Genomic DNA, 15,164 nt, shown 5'->3' on the forward strand with positions numbered 1-15,164 from the left:
GCCCGGTCGGCGGTCGGGCGCAGTGGGCTCAGGGTTGCCAGTCGCTCGAGAAGCTCAGCGGGAACCGGGCCACGAGCCGGGTGCCGCCCCCGTCACGGTCCTCCAGTGACAGCTCTCCTCCGATGTCGGCGAGGGTGTCCTCGAGGAGGCGCAGCCCGAGGTGTCCCTCGGCTGCCGGCTCTGCAGTGGGGCCTACCCCGTCGTCGGTGACGGTGACCACGGCCTTCTCGTCCTCGACTGCAGCGACAAGGTCGGCACGCGATGCGTGGGCATGCTTGACGACGTTGCGAAGTCCTTCTCGCAGAATGCGATAGCTCAGCTGGATCACCTCCTTCGACACACCGTCGAACTCGGCTGCCACGTCGACTCCGACCGTGACGCCTGACGCGTGGGCGCGCGTCGACAGCACGCCCAGCGCCGCGATCAGGCCCTTGCGTGAGGGGTCGGCGGGATAGAGGTCGGTCACCAGCCCGCGGAGCGAGGCGATGTCCTTCGCGAGAGCCGGCCGCACGACCTCCACGACCTCGCGGGCCTCATGGGCCTCCGGCGGAAGCTCGTCGAGGATGACGGGGAGCGCGTAGCCGAGGGCGCTGAGGTCCTGGATCAGGCCGTCGTGGAGGTCCTCCGCCATGCGGCGACGCTCCAGGTCGGACGCCGCCAGCGCGTGCCGCAGCATCGCACTGCGCTCGGCCTGCGCGCGTTCGACCCGGCGAGCGAGGGAGAGGGCGAGCGGCAGGACGAAGAGAGTGAGGATCAGCATCGAACCCACGGCGAGGGCCGTGAGCCGACCCAGGATGAGGCTCTGGTCGCTGTCGAGACGGTCGGTCGACCAGTAGGACTCGATGACGACGGGTTGCTGGTCGGCGTCGACGGCGCCGGCGTAGACCTCGAGGAGCCGGCCCGCCCCCCGTTCCTCGATGTTCTCCACCTTGCTCAGGTCGGAGAGGTCGGCGACGACGTTCGACGTGCCGAAGAGCGCCACGATCTCGTCGTCCATCGTGAAGGTCCTGCCGATGAGGTCCTGCTCGTCCGACCAGATGACCTTGCCGTCACTGGACCAGAGCTTCACGTGCACGATGGAGCCGTCGCGAAGCCGTGACTCGACGACCGTGACCAGGCCGGTGGAGGCCGTGGCGTCGCCGGTCCGAACTGCCTTGTTGACGAAGGGCGCCGCGACGTTTCGGGCGAACGTCCCTCCGCGCAGGCTCGCCTCGTGCAAGGCGATGTCGGCAGAGAGCGCGCGAGCCACGAGGACGACGGCCACGGCGACGAGGACGAACGCGACGAGACTCCACAGCGCGAACCGCGTGAGCGCCTGACGGGCAATGGGTTTCGACCCATGCCCTCGCCGGAGCCGGAGCCTAGTCACGAGGCGTGGTTGACACGAGCCCGATCCGGCTCGCCGTCACCACTGCCTCGAGCTGCGAGTGCGCGTGGAGCTTGCGCAGCAGGCTCTTGACGTAGCCACGACAGGTCGAGAGCGAGATGCCCAGGTCTCTTGCGATCATGACGGCATCGGCCCCGTCGGAGAGCCGGCGCAGGACGTCCTCCTCGCGGGGCGTGAGCCGGGGGACGGGCGGTCCTCGCCGCGGTTCGCCGGATCGCACGAGGTTGCGCATGAGTACGGGGTTGACCGCGAAGCCCGTCCGCGTCGACGAGCGAACGGCCGCGAGGATCTCGTCGAGCGAGCCGTCCTTGGGCAGCAGCGCGCACGCGCCCGCGTTGACCGCCCGGGTGAGCAGCGTCTGGTCGATGAAGGCGCTGAGCACGATGATGCGCACGTCGGGTGCAGCGCGTGCCAGGTCGGCGGCCACCTCGATCCCGTCGTCGTCACCCAGCCGGACGTCCATGAGGACGACGTCCGGCTTCCAGTGCGCGGCCATGGCACGGGCTTGCGCCCCGTTGACGGCAGTGGCGACGCAGTGCATGTCCGACTCGCGGTTGATCGCGAGCCCGATGGCGTCTGCGAGCACCCCGTGGTCGTCGACGATCAGCACCGATGTCTGCTCGCTGTCGAGACATGGTGAAGTCTCCATAGGCACCTCCCCCCCGGGAGCATCTGATCCGCTCAGTATCAGGCAGGAGATGGGGGCTGTCTCGCGAATTGCGTTCTGACGACTGGTTGTCCGCATTTGCCCACTGCGGAGAGGCGCGCGGCCTCGCACCCCGAGGTTCTCCCGAGGCCGGCTCCTCACCATGTCGACCAATGGAAGACGTCCGCGATCCGCGGACGGTTCAGCCAGAGCCGGTCGCACATGGACGGTCGAGCACCTCCTGCGGCGCACGGCTCGGTGTGAGTCATACGAGGAGATGTCATGAACGCATTCACACCCTCGGAGGAGCAGGAGCTGCCCCTGTCGGGGAGCGCAGGGGTCCACCGACGGACCGTTCTGCGGCTCGGGGCAGCCGGCGGCCTCGGCGCCGCCCTGGTCGCTGCGCGTGGCCTGGGGGCACCCTTCCTGGCCGACCGGGGGCTGCTCTCACCCGACGGTGCCTTCGCCCAGTCCTCGACGACGCTCGGGGACCTGCTCTTCTACGTCGAGGCGTTCCCCACCAGCCCCCTCATCCTCTCGCCGTTCACCGACGCGCTTCCCGTCCCGCAGGCGCTCTCGCCGATCGCGGCCTCGACCTTCAGTGCCTGGGCCCAGCCGCCGGGACCCGGAGTCGGCCAGCAGAACTCGTTCGGCAACGAGCGGCACCAGATCTGGCCCAGCAAGATCGGCTACCCCGACCCTCTGGTCTACAAGATCGACCTGCGCGTGAGCACGCACTCCTTCACGACGTCGCAGGTGCTGCCCATCGACGCCAACGGCAAGCCGACGACCTCTTACGACGCCTTCGGCGCCACCTACGCCGCCGGCACGAAGCGCTGGCTGCCGATGAGCACCATCTACGGCTTCAACGGGACCTTCCCCGGGCCGCGCATCAACGCCGAGTACGGCAAGCCGGTGCTCGTGCGCTTCGAGAACCATCTCGACGAGAACCCCCTGAACCTCGACCGCCAGGACTTCGGGGCGCCGGACTGGTCCTTCCTCACGCACCTGCACAACGGGCACACGGCCCCCGAGAGCGACGGCAACCCGCACTACTGCATGACCTACGGGCCGAAGTGGAGCGGCTACGGGCCGAAGACGTTCTGCGACAACCTCTACCTCAACTGGCCGGCCGGCGGGGACGACCGCGAGAAGCAGTCCTTCTTCTGGTTCCACGACCACCGGATGGACCACACCGGGTCCAACGTCTACAAGGGCATGGTCGGTCTCTACCCGATCTACGACCCGAAGAACGGGATGGACATGGGCGACGAGAACCGGGGCCTCCGGCTTCCCGGTGTCCGCCGGGACAACCCCGACGGCTCGTTCGACGTCGACTACGACGTGCCCCTCGCGTTCTACGACTGCCGTCTCGACGACGGCGTCACGACGCACCAGGACGTGCATGACGGCATGGGGGAGTTCCCGGCCGCGAAGAACCCTGCGACGCATCCCGAGTGGTGGGGCAAGACGTTCTACAAGCACTTCCCGAACCACGGCTTCGTCGGTGACATCTTCACCGTCAACGGCACGGCCTACCCCGTCATGCAGGTGCGGCGTCGCAAGTACCGCTTCCGCTTCCTCGACGCCTCCATCGCCCGCATCTACGAGTTCAAGCTGATGGCCTCGACGCAGGGCCCGAAGTCCTCGGCGTCGCTGGGCTACGGCGGCGACGAGCTCGAGGGGCAGTACCGCATCCCCGACGGCCAGCAGTGCATGAAGTTCACCCAGATCGCCTCGGACGGGGGGCTGCTGCCCTTCGCGCTGACGCGCGACTCGTTCGAGCTGTGGCCGGCCAAGCGGCGTGAGGTCATCATTGACTTCACGCGCTACCAGGACGGGACGCCGACGACGAAGGGCGACGTCATCTACCTGACGAACGTCATGAAGATGCCGGACGGGCGCATGTGGGCGAGCTCCTCGCGCTTCTCGCCGGACCCGAAGTACAAGGTGCCCGTGCTGAAGTTCGTCATCGGCGACGACGCTCCGGACAACAGCCTCATGCCACAGCCCGGTCAGCTGCTCCGCGAGCTGCCGCCCCTGCCGGGCAACTGGCAGAGCATGCTCGAGAACCGCCTCATCTTCGAGGTCGAGCGGGGCAGCGCGTCAGCGGATGTCGAGTGGCTCGTCAACGGGCAGCCCTTCGACCCGACCCATGTCGGAACGAGCCTGAAAAACCCTGCAGGTAAGGCACTTCCGGCCTCGCAGAAGGTCAACAGCTTCAACCTCTGGGAGATTCGCAACGGCGGCGGGGGATGGGTGCACCCGTTCCACCTCCACATGGAGGAGCACCGGGTCGTCATGCGCAACGGCAAGGACGCCACGAAGGGCAGCGCAGGTCACCCGGACGACGTGTCGCGAGAGGACCTCACGGCGCTCGACCCGAGCGAGTCAGTCATCGTCTACCGCGGATTCCGTGACTTCGTCGGCCCCTACGTGGCCCACTGCCACAACCTGGCCCACGAGGACCACGCCATGATGTTCGGCTGGGAGATCACGTCGTAGCAGCCGTATGCCGTGTCGTGGCCGCCGGACCAAGGGCGCCACCGCACGGCCTCGGCAGCCGATGGCAAGGAGCGCAGTGTCATGACCACACCCCCGACAACCTCCACCTCCTCGACAGCTTCCCACCCCGCTGACGCGAGGCCGGTCCGTCGCGCAGCCGTGCCGTGGGCAACCGTGCTGCCGCTCGCGGTCGCGCTCGCCTACGCGGACGGCTTCTGGGTCACCTCGCTTCGCGGTGCGGTCGGTGCCGTAGGCCGCGGCCAGGGCCCGTTCGCCACCTGGTGGCGCGAGTCGAGCGTCCTGATCCCCGTCTACGTCTGCGCGGTGATCGGCGCGCTCGCACTGGCGCTGGAGTGGTCGAGGCTCCGGGGCCGGTCTCGGCCGAGCCTGGCCGTCGTCGGACTCCTCGTCGTCGTGGCCGGGACCCTCGTCGGGGTCGCCGCCATCGCGGCGGGCGCAGCCTCCGACTACCACGTGCAGTCCGAGCAGGTGCAGATGATGGCGTCGATGCGCGGGGACTGCCGCGCGGACTGCATCGAGCGGTTGCGGCATGACACGTTGTGGCTCCAGGTGCGGGCCACAGGTCTGGGCGCGGCACTCCTGCTTGTCACCAACCTCGGGGTCCTCTCGTGGGTGACGATGTTCCGGGGAGGCCGTCTCGACGCGGTGCGCTGGGGGCGCCCGCCGCGCGCGGCTGCGGATGGACACGTCGAGCTCCGAAGGCTCCTCGCGCTGGCTCTGGTCGGCAGCGCACTCATCCACGTCCTGGTCGTGCCGGAGCACGTCGACGAGTGGCTGGCAGCGGGGCTGTTCTTCATCGCCCTGGCGGCTGCGCAGCTGGCGGCTGCGGGCCTCGTGATGCGAAGGCCCGGCCGCGTCGTCCTGCTTCTTGTGATCGCCGGCTCTCTCGCGACGCTCCTGCTCTGGGTCTGGACCAGGCTCTGGGGGCTGCCGATCGGACCCGGTGCAGGCGTGCCCGAGCCGGTCGGCGTGCCCGATGTCTGCGCCGGCGTCCTTGAGCTTGTGGGGCTGGGCCTTGCCATGGTCCTCCTGCGTGCAGCACCGGCCGTGCGGACCCGTGACCGCGGGCCGGAGCACCTGAGCCGCCTCGCGGTGGTCGCGGTGCTGGCCGTGCTGGTGATGGGGGTGGCGGCCACCCAGCCGGGCTGGTTCGACGTCGTCCAGACGTCGAGCATGGCCGACTCCGGCACGACCGGCGGCTAGCAGACGACTCGCGGTTTGTTCGCGAAGTGACGCGGCCGCCGACCCCCAATCTTCGGGTCCCGCGTCCCCGCAGGTGGTGGTCGAGTCATCCCGTCCCTCACGCGCACCATGGTGGGGTCACGGGAGGGTTGACATGACGAAGTCAATGCAAGAGGAGTGGGCGAGGGCATCCGGCGGGGGCGCCGGAACCTCGCAGGTGGAGGTGCCCACGCACTTCGGGGCACAGCATGCTGCGCGCCCGCGCGCGCAGGCTGACGTGCGCCCACGCGCACAGGTGACGCTCTGCCGGAGCCTGTCGGTGTCGGTCGGCGGCACGACCGTGGGTCCCCGACAGCTGGGCGGGGCGAAGCCGCGGCAGATCCTCGTCGCGCTGCTGCTCCACCCCGAGCAGGCCGTGTGCAAGGCGAGTCTCGTGCGGCTGCTGTGGGGAGGTTCACCGCCGGCCGGGGCTCTCAGCACGCTCGAGGGGTACGTCAGCCTGCTGCGGAAGCGGCTCGAGGGCCTGGCGCCGGGCCTGGAGAACGCGGTTCGCACGGTGCCCGGCGGATACCTGGCCGACCTGGCGTTCCTGGACGTCGACGTGCACCGCTTCCGCAGGCTGGGCCTCACGGCCCGCTCCGCCGTGGCCGAGGAGGCCGTGCTCGCCTATGCGGGAGCCATCGACGCGCTGACCGGCGCGCTGCTGCCCGAGGAGGACGTCGACTGGATCGAGCAGGCACGCGAGGAGCTGGACGGCGAGCTGCTGCAGGTCCTCACCGATGCAGCCGCTGTCGCCCTGGAGGTCGGAGACCTCGGTCGGGCCCACCGCTGGGCCCGAGCAGCGATCTCCATGGACCCCTACGACGAGCCGGCCTGGCGCGTGGTCCTCGAGTGCTGCGAGCGCCGCGGCCTCTACGCCGACGGCCTGCGCGCCTACGACGAGTGCCGACGCCTGCTCGCAGGCGAGCTCGGATGCACCCCCGGGCCCGGTGTCCGTGAGGCCTTCGGCCGGCTCCTCGAGCGCGCGAAGCAGGTCGACGACGACCCCCTGGCGGCACTCATGGACGCCGTGGTCCGGCTGCACCTCGCGGTCTCCTCGCCTGCCGAGCCCACGACGGAGCCGACCGGCCCCGGGGTCGACCGGGCTGACGCCGGAGATGTCGAGGAGGACTGGCGGCTGCTGGAGCGCTTCCTCTCGATGGCCAGAAGGCACACCGAGCACCCGTCGCGCCTGTCGGCGTGAGCGCCCCGACGACGGCGCCCCTCGCAGCTTCGGGCCGACGTCGGGCAGGAGCGATCGTCGTCCCGACGCGTCACGTCAGTACCGGGGGACTCTGGTCAGGGCGAGAAACTCTGCCCTGGTGCGGGGGTCCTCGCGCATCACGCCCAGCAGGCTCGATGTGATCGTCGTCGTGCCCGGTGCCTGCACCCTGCGAAGCGTCATGCACAGGTGCTCAGCCTCGATCACGACACCGACCCCGGCGGCGGACAGCTGGGCGCTCAGCCAGTCGGCGATCTGAACCGTGAGCCGCTCCTGCACTTGCGGACGTGACGCGAAGTGCTCGAGCACCCTTGCCAGCTTTGACAGCCCGAGAATGCGCTCTCCGGGGAGGTAGCCGATGTGCGCGGTGCCGACGAACGGCAACATGTGGTGCTCGCACAGAGAGCGGAGGGGGATGCTCTTGGCGAGGATGAGCTCGTCGTAGTTCCCGTCGTTGGGGAAGGTCGTCAGGTGGAAGGGTCGTGGGCTGGTCATCTCCAGAAGGGAGGCAGCCATCCGCTCCGGAGTGCGCATCATGGCCTCGCTGTGCACGTCGATGCCCAACGCCTCCAAGAGGATTCGCGCCCCTGTGGCCGCCCGCTCCAGGTCTGGTTCACCGACCGCACCGGTCCCGTTCCACGGCTGGCGAGTGTGGTGAGGCCTGGGTGGCAGGACGGTCGGGGACGGGTGCGACGAGGTGGACGACGGGTTCATCAGATGAGTCCTTCCTGGGTGTGGGCCCCGGCTGACAGCGCATGCGGAGCACGGGGGTCCGAGAGGGGAGCGGGCGTGCGGTGCGCGTGGAGACGGAGCGTCCTCGGGTCATCGACGTCCGGCGTCGTCGCCAGCCAATGGCTCGCGCTCTCGTGCGCTCGCGTCATGAGGGTCGACGTCTGGCTGAAGTCCGCCGGGGAGACCGCGAGCGGGCACAGAGGTGGGATGAGGTGCAGCCGGGCGGGGGCGGTGTAGCCCCGCACCTCGGCGGCGAGCTGGCGGTGCAGGAGCAGGCTGAGGGCCGTCAAGGCGGTGCCGAGGGCCGAGGTCGGCCGAGCACCCGCGCACGGGTAGCCCGCCGGCAGCAGGTATATGTCGGACACGCCCTGCGTCGCCGTGCGCACGAGCAGGTCCAGCTCGCCGATCGCGCCGTCGACCAGCGTCCTGCCCTCATGGGCCACCGGCGGCAGCACGCCGGGCACTGCGGCGCTGGCCCGCACCGCCGTGCTGACCGGACCGTGCCTGATGACCAGCCCGCGGCCCGTCACGAGGTCCGTTGCGGTGACCTGGACGGGGATGCGCGCGTCGTCGAGGAACTCGTAGCCGAGGTGGCGCGCCAGCAGCCGCCGCAACGCCATCCCGGAGAACAGCGACGGGGCGCGGCGCCGCGAGCGGCCGCGAACCAACGGCGCGGGTCGATGGCGAAGACGTCCTGCCGGCGCATCCCTCGCCACAGCATCGTCAGCGCCCGCAGCCGTTCCGTCGTGCTGCCCGGACCGCCGAGGTATGCCGCGTTGACCGCCCCGACGGACGTGCCGACCAGCAGGTCGGGCTCGATCCCGTGCTCGTGCAAGGCCGTCAACATACCGACCTGCACGGCACCGAGACTGCCGCCACCCGTCAGCACGAACGCCGTGACCACGGTCAGACCCGGTGCAGAGGCCAGAGGGTCGGCCGCGGGTCGAAGCGAGTTGCCAAGCGCTGCAAGGCAACCGCCGACAGCAGCAGGCCGAGGTCGCGCAGCGCGACATCGTAGAAGCCGTGCAGCAGCAGCAGGTTGAGGATGATCCCGCCGAGCCAGGCCGCGACGACCAGGGCGCCGAACCGCGGGTGGACGGCCACGAGGAGGCCGGCGACGACCTCGACGACGCCGACGGCATACATCGCCTGGTGGGGTGAGACGGGCAGCGCCTGCGACAGCACGGGGGCGAGGTACTGGTCCCAGTGCACGAGGAGGTTGGTGAACTTGTCGAGGCCGAAGACGATGGGGGCGATGACGAATGCACCCCGCAGGACGGCATACGCCTGGAACGTCGGGTCTCCCTTGAGACGTCGGGCGCTCTGCCGGGTGTCCTGCATCGAGTGGTGGCTGGCTGTGGTGACCATGTGTCCTCCTGGACGAGTGACCGGGTGTCCGACCGCCGCTCGCCGGACAGCGAGGCGAAGGGGTGGGACGCTGACGGTGTGTTGGCGCCATCCGGAGGCACACGTCTTACCGAGGGCGGTGGATCCGGTAAGACCGGGGGCCCCGCCCGCGGCAAACAGGGCATGATCACCCATCCGAGCCGTACGACGGCCCCCACCGCAGGTTGCCGCTCGGCAGGCCCTCCTCTCGACGTCGTCGAGTGGCGGTCGTGCCGGCTCCGAGAGGCAGGCTTCGGGCCCGCCCTCGCCGACACGCTCGCCCGTATGCGGGTCGACCTCCACGAGCTGCTCGGGCTCGTCGATGCCGGCTGCCCACCCGAGCTCGCCGCGCGAATCCTGTGGCCCCTCGACGGGGACGTCCCCGAGGCGGGCCGATGACCGCCCTCAGCCGGGACGAGCCGCGCGCGGCGGCACCGTCCCGGCCCCACCGCGGCGCCGCGGCCCTGCCGCCCGGTGCGGCGGCCCTGCCGCCCGGCGCCCCGGTCTGCGGTCGCCACGACGAGCCGGACCCGATGGACTGGGTGGCGGCCCTCCACGGTGCGGGGGCCGAGCACGCCGAGGCTCTGCGCCGGCTCCACGCCCTGATGGTCCGCGCCGCTGCCCACCAGGTGTGGCGGATGCGTTCCGCCCTGCCGGACCCCTCGCCCGGCACCGTCGAGATCATCGTCAACCAAGCGGCTGACGAGGCCATGACTGCCCTGCTCGGCAAGCTGGACTCCTTCGAGGGCCGCAGCCGCTTCACCACCTGGGCCTTCAAGTTCGCCATCCTCCAGGCCGCGACCGAGGTGCGGCGCGTGCAGTGGCAGCACCGCGAGGTGCAGTGGCGCGACCTCGACGAGCCCCGCGCGTCCGCACACGACGACCCCGAGAGCCACGCCGAGGGGGCCGACCTCTCGCGCGCCGTGGCGGCCGCCATGCGCGAGGTCCTCACGCCCTACCAGCGCCGGGTGGCCGTGGCGCTGCTCGTCGACGGCGTGCCGATCGACGTGCTTGCCGATCGGCTGGGCACGACGCGTGGTGCGCTCTACAAGACCCTCCACCACGTTCGGGTGCGCCTGCGCGTCGAGCTCACGGCCAGGGGATACCTACCGACGCGGCCCGCCAGGTCGAGGGGCGGCGGACCTGGCCCGGCACCCGCGAACGCCGACTACTCCGAGGCCCCCACGACGCATACGGGAGGTGTCCGATGAGCGCCCCACGCCAGCCACGAGAGCCAGTGCTCCCGCCGGACGCCGTCGACACCCTCCTCCGGGACACGACGCCGTGGCTCTCCTGCGAGGAGTGCTTCGAGCGGATGGACACCTATGCGGAGGCGACCGTCGCCGACCCGGCCCACGTGGACGAGGCGATGGACACCCACCTGCGCGGCTGCGCAGCCTGCGACGAGGAGGCCCGGTCGCTCATCGACCTGCTGCGCGCGTGACGACTCGCCACGCGAGAGCGGTTCCGAGGCCGTATGCCGTCCGAGGAGTGTGTCCGGAGGGTGGCGTGGGTGGTCGGTCACCCTTGTCGGGTGACGCTCGGGCCAGGCGGTGAGGGGGAGGATCGGGTGATCCGAGAGGGAGGGGTCCCGAGGTGCCTGACGACACTGTTGAGGCCGGCGACACCGGCGCGACGGCACCGGCCGCGAGGCGTCGGCGACTGACGCTCCGGCGCAAACCAGCCCGGCCTTCGGCCCTGGCTCAGCGCTGGACCACGGTCGAGGGGGTCAAGCTGCACTACCGCGAGTCGCCCGGGCCGCCCGGGGGCGCCACGATGACGCACCTGCACGGCTTCGGCCTCTCCGGCAGCTACCTCGTGCCGACGGCCGAGCTGCTCGCAGACGACTTCCACACGCTCGTGCCCGACCTGCCCGGGTTCGGCCGGAGCGGCCGCAGCCCCAGCCCGCTCGGGGTCGAGGGGCTGGCTCACGCCGCGGCCTCCTTCCTCGATGAGCGGCAGGTGGCCACGACGACGATGGTCGGCAACTCGATGGGCTGCGCGGTCATCTGCGAGTTCGCCCACCACCACCCGGATCGACTCGACCGGGCGGTCCTCGTCGCCCCCGCCGGGGGCCTGCACAACCAGCCGCTCGGCAAGGCACTCGGGCAGCTGATGATCGACTCCGTGCGCGAGCCCCCGAGCCTCATCAAGGTGGCGGTGCCCGACTACCTGCGGTTCGGCGTGCCGAGCACGATGCGGCTCTTCCGCGCCCTCACGCAGTTCCCCGCGCTCGACCGACTGCTCGAGATCGACGTGCCCACCCTCGTCGTGATCGGCAGGTCGGACCCGCTGATGCCCGGGCCCACGCGCGTGAAGGAGGTTGCCGGGCGCACGGCCAACTCGGTGCTGCTCGTCGTCATCGACGGTGCGGCGCACGCCATCAACTTCAGCCACCCGGGCGAGCTCTCCAACGTCATCCGGCAGTTCATGACGGACCAGCCGATCGTCGACGACCCGAACTCGCCGGGCCAGGCCCGGGCCTACGAGATCCACCGCGGGGAGCACCTGCCGGGCACGACCTGACGGGACGCGGGCCACCGGCGGATGTGAGTTCGCTCCACTTCCGTCACTCTCCCTTGCGCCAGCACCGACCCCGGAGTTGGGTGTGGGGAGACTGTCCTGTCCGTTCACCGACGCACGCCCGAGAGGCCACGATGACCGACGCTCCGCTCGAGACCCTCGACCCGACCCTCTCGCACACCCGTGGCGAGTCCGAGCCAGCCCTCATCGAGCAGACGATCGGCGACAACTTCGACGACACCGTGCGGCGCTTCGGTGACCGCGAGGCGCTCGTCGACGTGGCCCAGGGCCGCCGATGGACGTATGCCGAGCTGCGGGCTGACGTCGACCGGCTCGCTCGCGCCCTGCTGGCCGTCGGGGTCAGGACCGGTGACCGGGTGGGCATCTGGGCCCCCAACTGCTCCGAGTGGACGCTCGTGCAGTACGCGACCGCGAAGATGGGGGCGATCCTCGTCAACATCAACCCCAGCTACCGGTCCCACGAGCTGCAGTACGTCCTCGGCCAGGCCGGCATCTCGACGCTGATCTCGGCCGAGTCGTTCAAGTCGAGCAGCTACCGCCAGATGGTCGACGAGGTGCGTGACGAGGTCGAGGGGCTCGAGCGCGTCATCTACATCGGCACGTCCGACTGGGACGACCTGCTCACCCACGCCGACGAGGTGTCGGAGAGCGAGCTGGGCGGCATACAGGCGGGGCTCAAGAACACCGACCCGATCAACATCCAGTACACCTCTGGCACAACGGGATTCCCGAAGGGCGCGACGCTCAGCCACCGCAACATCCTCAACAACGGCTACTTCGTCGGAGAGCTCTGCGACTACACGGAGGCCGACCGGGTCTGCATCCCGGTGCCGTTCTACCACTGCTTCGGCATGGTCATGGGCAACCTCGCCTGCACGACCCACGGCGCCTGCATGGTGATCCCGGCCCCCGGGTTCGACCCGGCGGCGACGCTGCGTGCGACGCAGGACGAGAAGGTCACCTCGCTCTACGGCGTCCCGACGATGTTCATCGCGGAGTGGAACCTGCCGGACTTCGCGGACTACGACCTGTCGACGGTGCGCACCGGCATCATGGCCGGATCCCCTTGTCCCGCAGAGCTGATGAAGAAGCTCATCGCCTCGGGCATCGAGGAGATGACGATCTGCTACGGCATGACCGAGACCTCGCCGGTGTCGACGCAGAACCGCACCGACGACACCTTCGACCAGAAGGTCGGCACGGTCGGGCGCGTCGGGCCGCACCTCGAGATCAAGATCGCCGACCCGGTGACGGGCGAGACGCTGCCGAGGGGCAGGGCCGGTGAGTTCATGACGAAGGGCTACTCCGTCATGCTCGGCTACTGGGAGCAGCCCGACAAGACGGCCGAGGCCATCGAGGACGGGTGGATGCACACGGGCGACATCGGGGTCATGCACGACGACGGCTACGTCGAGATCACCGGCCGCATCAAGGACATGGTCATCCGCGGCGGAGAGAACGTCTATCCGCGCGAGATCGAGGAGTTCCTCTACACCCACCCCGACATCCTCGACGCGCAGGTGATCGGCGTCCCGGACGCGAAGTACGGCGAGGAGCTCTGCGCGTGGATCCGGATGAAGGACGGCGCGACCCCGCTCACCGCCGAGTCGCTGCGCGAGTTCTGCACCGGTCAGCTCGCCCACTACAAGATCCCGCGCTACGTCGAGATCGTCGAGGAGTTCCCGATGACGGTGACGGGCAAGATCCGCAAGGTCGAGATGCGGGAGGTGACGGCCGAGCGTCTCGGTCTCGTCTGAGGTCGACACGTGCGGTGCGCCGGGCTCTGGGTATGGACCCAGGCGAACCGGTGCGGTGCCGCCGTGCCGGGGAAGGCTCCCGGGCAGTAGGTTTCGGGGGAAGGGGTCGTGAGGACCGCCCATCCGAAGGGAATGGAATGTCGGACACCACCAAGCTGATCCTGGCGATCGTCGTCGTCGTTGTCGTCGTCGCTGTGATCATCAGTCTCTTCATGAACGCGAGGAAGCGTCGTGAGCTGGAGCACCGGCGTTTCGAGGCAGGCGAGCTGCGGGCCCGCATCGACGAACACGCCCCGCACCTGCAGGAGACCGCGGACCGCGCCTCGGTGACGGGGGCGATCGCAGCTGACGCCCGCACCGAGGCGGAGCGCACCGCAGCCGAGGCCGAACGCAAGGCCGCCGAGGCCCGAGCGCTCGAGGAGCAGGCGCAGCAGCAGGCCGCCGAGGCGCGCCGGCTGGAGGGACACGCCCAGAAGCACGCCGCTGAGGCCGAGGCCGCCCAGTCCTCGCTCGTCGAGCTCGAGCGCAACGCCGACCTCATCGACCCCGACGTGCGCACCGACGACGAGGGCTACCGGCTCGACGAGTCGGGGCAGCGCCTGCCCGGGAAGGAGCGCGACGGCGCTGCTCCCGTCGTGGCGACCGGCGCCGCCGCCGCAGCCTCGGCGCCGTTCCTGCGCGACGACGACGAGCCTGACCTCGCCGACGCGGAGAACCCCTTCGCCACGAACGTTGCTCACGAGAGCGCGGAGACGGCTGACGCCTCGACGGACGCCGCGTGGGAGGACTCGACGGTGGGTACGGACACCGTTGACCGCACCCCCCACGAGAGCAGGGACGACGTGAGCAACGACGACACGACCACCCGCGACGAGACCGCGAGCGACGCCGAATCCACTGGCGCAGAGGCAGACACGACGAGCGAGCCCCGCGAGGCGCCCGCCTCGCCGACCACTGACGCTGACGAGGGGCCGGTGGAGCCGGAGTACGACGACCATGGGCTGCTCGTGCGCGACCACACCGAGGAGACCGTCTCGGTGCCTGCACTCGAGGACCGCGACGAGTACCTGAGCGACAAGGGCACTCCCGGCGACGACCCCGGCGACCACCGGGGCCAGCCGTGGGCGACGACCTCGGGCACGCCGGCACCGGAGGCCGAGACCGACTCGGAAACCGACTCGGAAACCGACTCGGAGACCGACTCGGACACCGGTGCGGAGACCGGTGCGGAGGAGGGCCCGGCGACCGAGGGCGCCCTGGGATCGCGCATGGACCCGTCGACGGAGACCGAGATCGACGGCGGCACCGCCGACTCCGGTGACTCCGCCGCCGACGACGCACCTGACGCGGTTCACGACGCCGCACCCGAATCGGCCCACGACGAGCCGCAGCAGTCGGGGCCGCGGGTCTCGTCCTTCGAGGAGGTCGTCGACGGCGGCTTCGGCATCGGGTCGGCCGCGCCCTTGCCCGACGGCGTCCAGCCGCTCGGTCACGACGTCAAGGCGAGCCGCGACGGCAGCACCTTCCTGCTGCCCGGCGAGGAGGGCTACGACGACGCGCAGCCCGACGTCTGGTTCTACAACGAGGAGTCGGCGCGCCGCGCCGGCTTCCGCAGGCACGGCGAGTAGGCGCGCGGCCCCAGCGGGGCCGTCCACACCTCGACGGGCAGGTCGCCACACGCGACCTGCCCGTCGTCGTGCGTGCTCGCGCACCCCCCAGCGGGAAACGGCGGCGCGACGACCG

The 15,164-nt window shown here is 70.4% G+C and carries 14 protein-coding genes and 1 pseudogene; 9 read left to right on the forward strand and 6 right to left on the reverse strand.

Annotation, left to right across the window (positions count from 1 at the left end; genetic code table 11):
• Nucleotides 1-28: 28 nt before the first annotated feature.
• Nucleotides 29-1,369 carry a sensor histidine kinase gene (locus FHX52_RS21295; protein WP_246070307.1) on the reverse strand — a complete coding sequence of 447 codons (1,341 nt, stop codon included), beginning with the start codon at nucleotides 1,367-1,369 and terminating at the stop codon, nucleotides 29-31.
• The gene (locus FHX52_RS21300) at nucleotides 1,362-2,036 is read right to left on the reverse strand and encodes a response regulator (protein ID WP_185747415.1); all 675 of its coding nucleotides are present in this window, start codon (nucleotides 2,034-2,036) and stop codon (nucleotides 1,362-1,364) included. Before FHX52_RS21300 ends, FHX52_RS21295 begins: the two co-directional genes overlap by 8 nt.
• A 279-nt stretch (nucleotides 2,037-2,315) precedes the next feature.
• Here FHX52_RS21300 and FHX52_RS21305 point away from each other — a divergent pair, with 279 nt between their 5' ends.
• The 3 genes from FHX52_RS21305 (at nucleotide 2,316) to FHX52_RS21315 (ending at nucleotide 6,984) form a co-directional block, all read left to right on the forward strand.
• Nucleotides 2,316-4,538 (forward strand): multicopper oxidase family protein, encoded by a 2,223-nt coding sequence (locus FHX52_RS21305; RefSeq protein ID WP_141824357.1) that lies wholly within the window; start codon nucleotides 2,316-2,318, stop codon nucleotides 4,536-4,538.
• 81 nt (nucleotides 4,539-4,619) lie between these two features.
• On the forward strand, nucleotides 4,620-5,762 hold the full coding sequence (locus tag FHX52_RS21310) for a hypothetical protein (protein WP_141824358.1): 1,143 nt from the start codon (nucleotides 4,620-4,622) through the stop codon (nucleotides 5,760-5,762).
• A 256-nt stretch (nucleotides 5,763-6,018) separates the two neighbouring features.
• On the forward strand, nucleotides 6,019-6,984 hold the full coding sequence (locus FHX52_RS21315) for an AfsR/SARP family transcriptional regulator (protein ID WP_185747416.1): 966 nt from the start codon (nucleotides 6,019-6,021) through the stop codon (nucleotides 6,982-6,984).
• A gap of 75 nt (nucleotides 6,985-7,059) precedes the next feature.
• On the opposite strand, the gene folE is transcribed toward FHX52_RS21315, so the two are convergent.
• From folE to FHX52_RS21335, 4 genes and pseudogenes are all read right to left on the reverse strand, one after another.
• Nucleotides 7,060-7,674 carry a GTP cyclohydrolase I gene (folE, locus tag FHX52_RS21320; protein WP_281288054.1) on the reverse strand — a complete coding sequence of 205 codons (615 nt, stop codon included), beginning with the start codon at nucleotides 7,672-7,674 and terminating at the stop codon, nucleotides 7,060-7,062.
• Between the two features lie 41 nt (nucleotides 7,675-7,715).
• Nucleotides 7,716-8,450 carry a patatin-like phospholipase family protein gene (locus FHX52_RS21325; RefSeq protein ID WP_281288048.1) on the reverse strand — a complete coding sequence of 245 codons (735 nt, stop codon included), beginning with the start codon at nucleotides 8,448-8,450 and terminating at the stop codon, nucleotides 7,716-7,718.
• A 38-nt stretch (nucleotides 8,451-8,488) separates the two neighbouring features.
• A pseudogene (locus FHX52_RS24615) lies at nucleotides 8,489-8,638 on the reverse strand (patatin-like phospholipase family protein); the annotation flags it as partial.
• Nucleotides 8,639-8,640: 2 nt separating this feature from the next.
• Nucleotides 8,641-9,102, reverse strand: a complete 462-nt coding sequence (locus FHX52_RS21335) for a hypothetical protein (RefSeq protein ID WP_342777982.1) — start codon at nucleotides 9,100-9,102, stop codon at nucleotides 8,641-8,643.
• A gap of 162 nt (nucleotides 9,103-9,264) precedes the next feature.
• Here FHX52_RS21335 and FHX52_RS21340 point away from each other — a divergent pair, with 162 nt between their 5' ends.
• The 6 genes from FHX52_RS21340 (at nucleotide 9,265) to FHX52_RS21365 (ending at nucleotide 15,049) form a co-directional block, all read left to right on the forward strand.
• Nucleotides 9,265-9,519: a hypothetical protein gene (locus FHX52_RS21340; protein ID WP_141824363.1), complete on the forward strand. Its 255-nt coding sequence runs from the start codon at nucleotides 9,265-9,267 to the stop codon at nucleotides 9,517-9,519.
• Nucleotides 9,516-10,331: a sigma-70 family RNA polymerase sigma factor gene (locus FHX52_RS21345; RefSeq protein WP_246070308.1), complete on the forward strand. Its 816-nt coding sequence runs from the start codon at nucleotides 9,516-9,518 to the stop codon at nucleotides 10,329-10,331. Before FHX52_RS21340 ends, FHX52_RS21345 begins: the two co-directional genes overlap by 4 nt.
• Nucleotides 10,328-10,564, forward strand: coding sequence for a hypothetical protein (locus tag FHX52_RS21350; RefSeq protein WP_141824364.1), 237 nt, complete (start codon nucleotides 10,328-10,330; stop codon nucleotides 10,562-10,564). Before FHX52_RS21345 ends, FHX52_RS21350 begins: the two co-directional genes overlap by 4 nt.
• Nucleotides 10,565-10,716: 152 nt before the next feature.
• Nucleotides 10,717-11,646 carry an alpha/beta fold hydrolase gene (locus FHX52_RS21355; RefSeq protein ID WP_246070309.1) on the forward strand — a complete coding sequence of 310 codons (930 nt, stop codon included), beginning with the start codon at nucleotides 10,717-10,719 and terminating at the stop codon, nucleotides 11,644-11,646.
• A 131-nt stretch (nucleotides 11,647-11,777) separates the two neighbouring features.
• Nucleotides 11,778-13,421, forward strand: a complete 1,644-nt coding sequence (locus FHX52_RS21360) for an AMP-binding protein (RefSeq protein ID WP_141824365.1) — start codon at nucleotides 11,778-11,780, stop codon at nucleotides 13,419-13,421.
• A 137-nt stretch (nucleotides 13,422-13,558) separates the two neighbouring features.
• Nucleotides 13,559-15,049, forward strand: coding sequence for a sunset domain-containing protein (locus FHX52_RS21365; RefSeq protein ID WP_141824366.1), 1,491 nt, complete (start codon nucleotides 13,559-13,561; stop codon nucleotides 15,047-15,049).
• The last annotated feature ends 115 nt before the right edge of the window (nucleotides 15,050-15,164 follow it).

The sequence above is a fragment of the Humibacillus xanthopallidus genome (genome assembly GCF_006717145.1).
In the GTDB taxonomy this organism is placed as follows: Bacteria; Actinomycetota; Actinomycetes; order Actinomycetales; family Dermatophilaceae; genus Humibacillus; species Humibacillus xanthopallidus.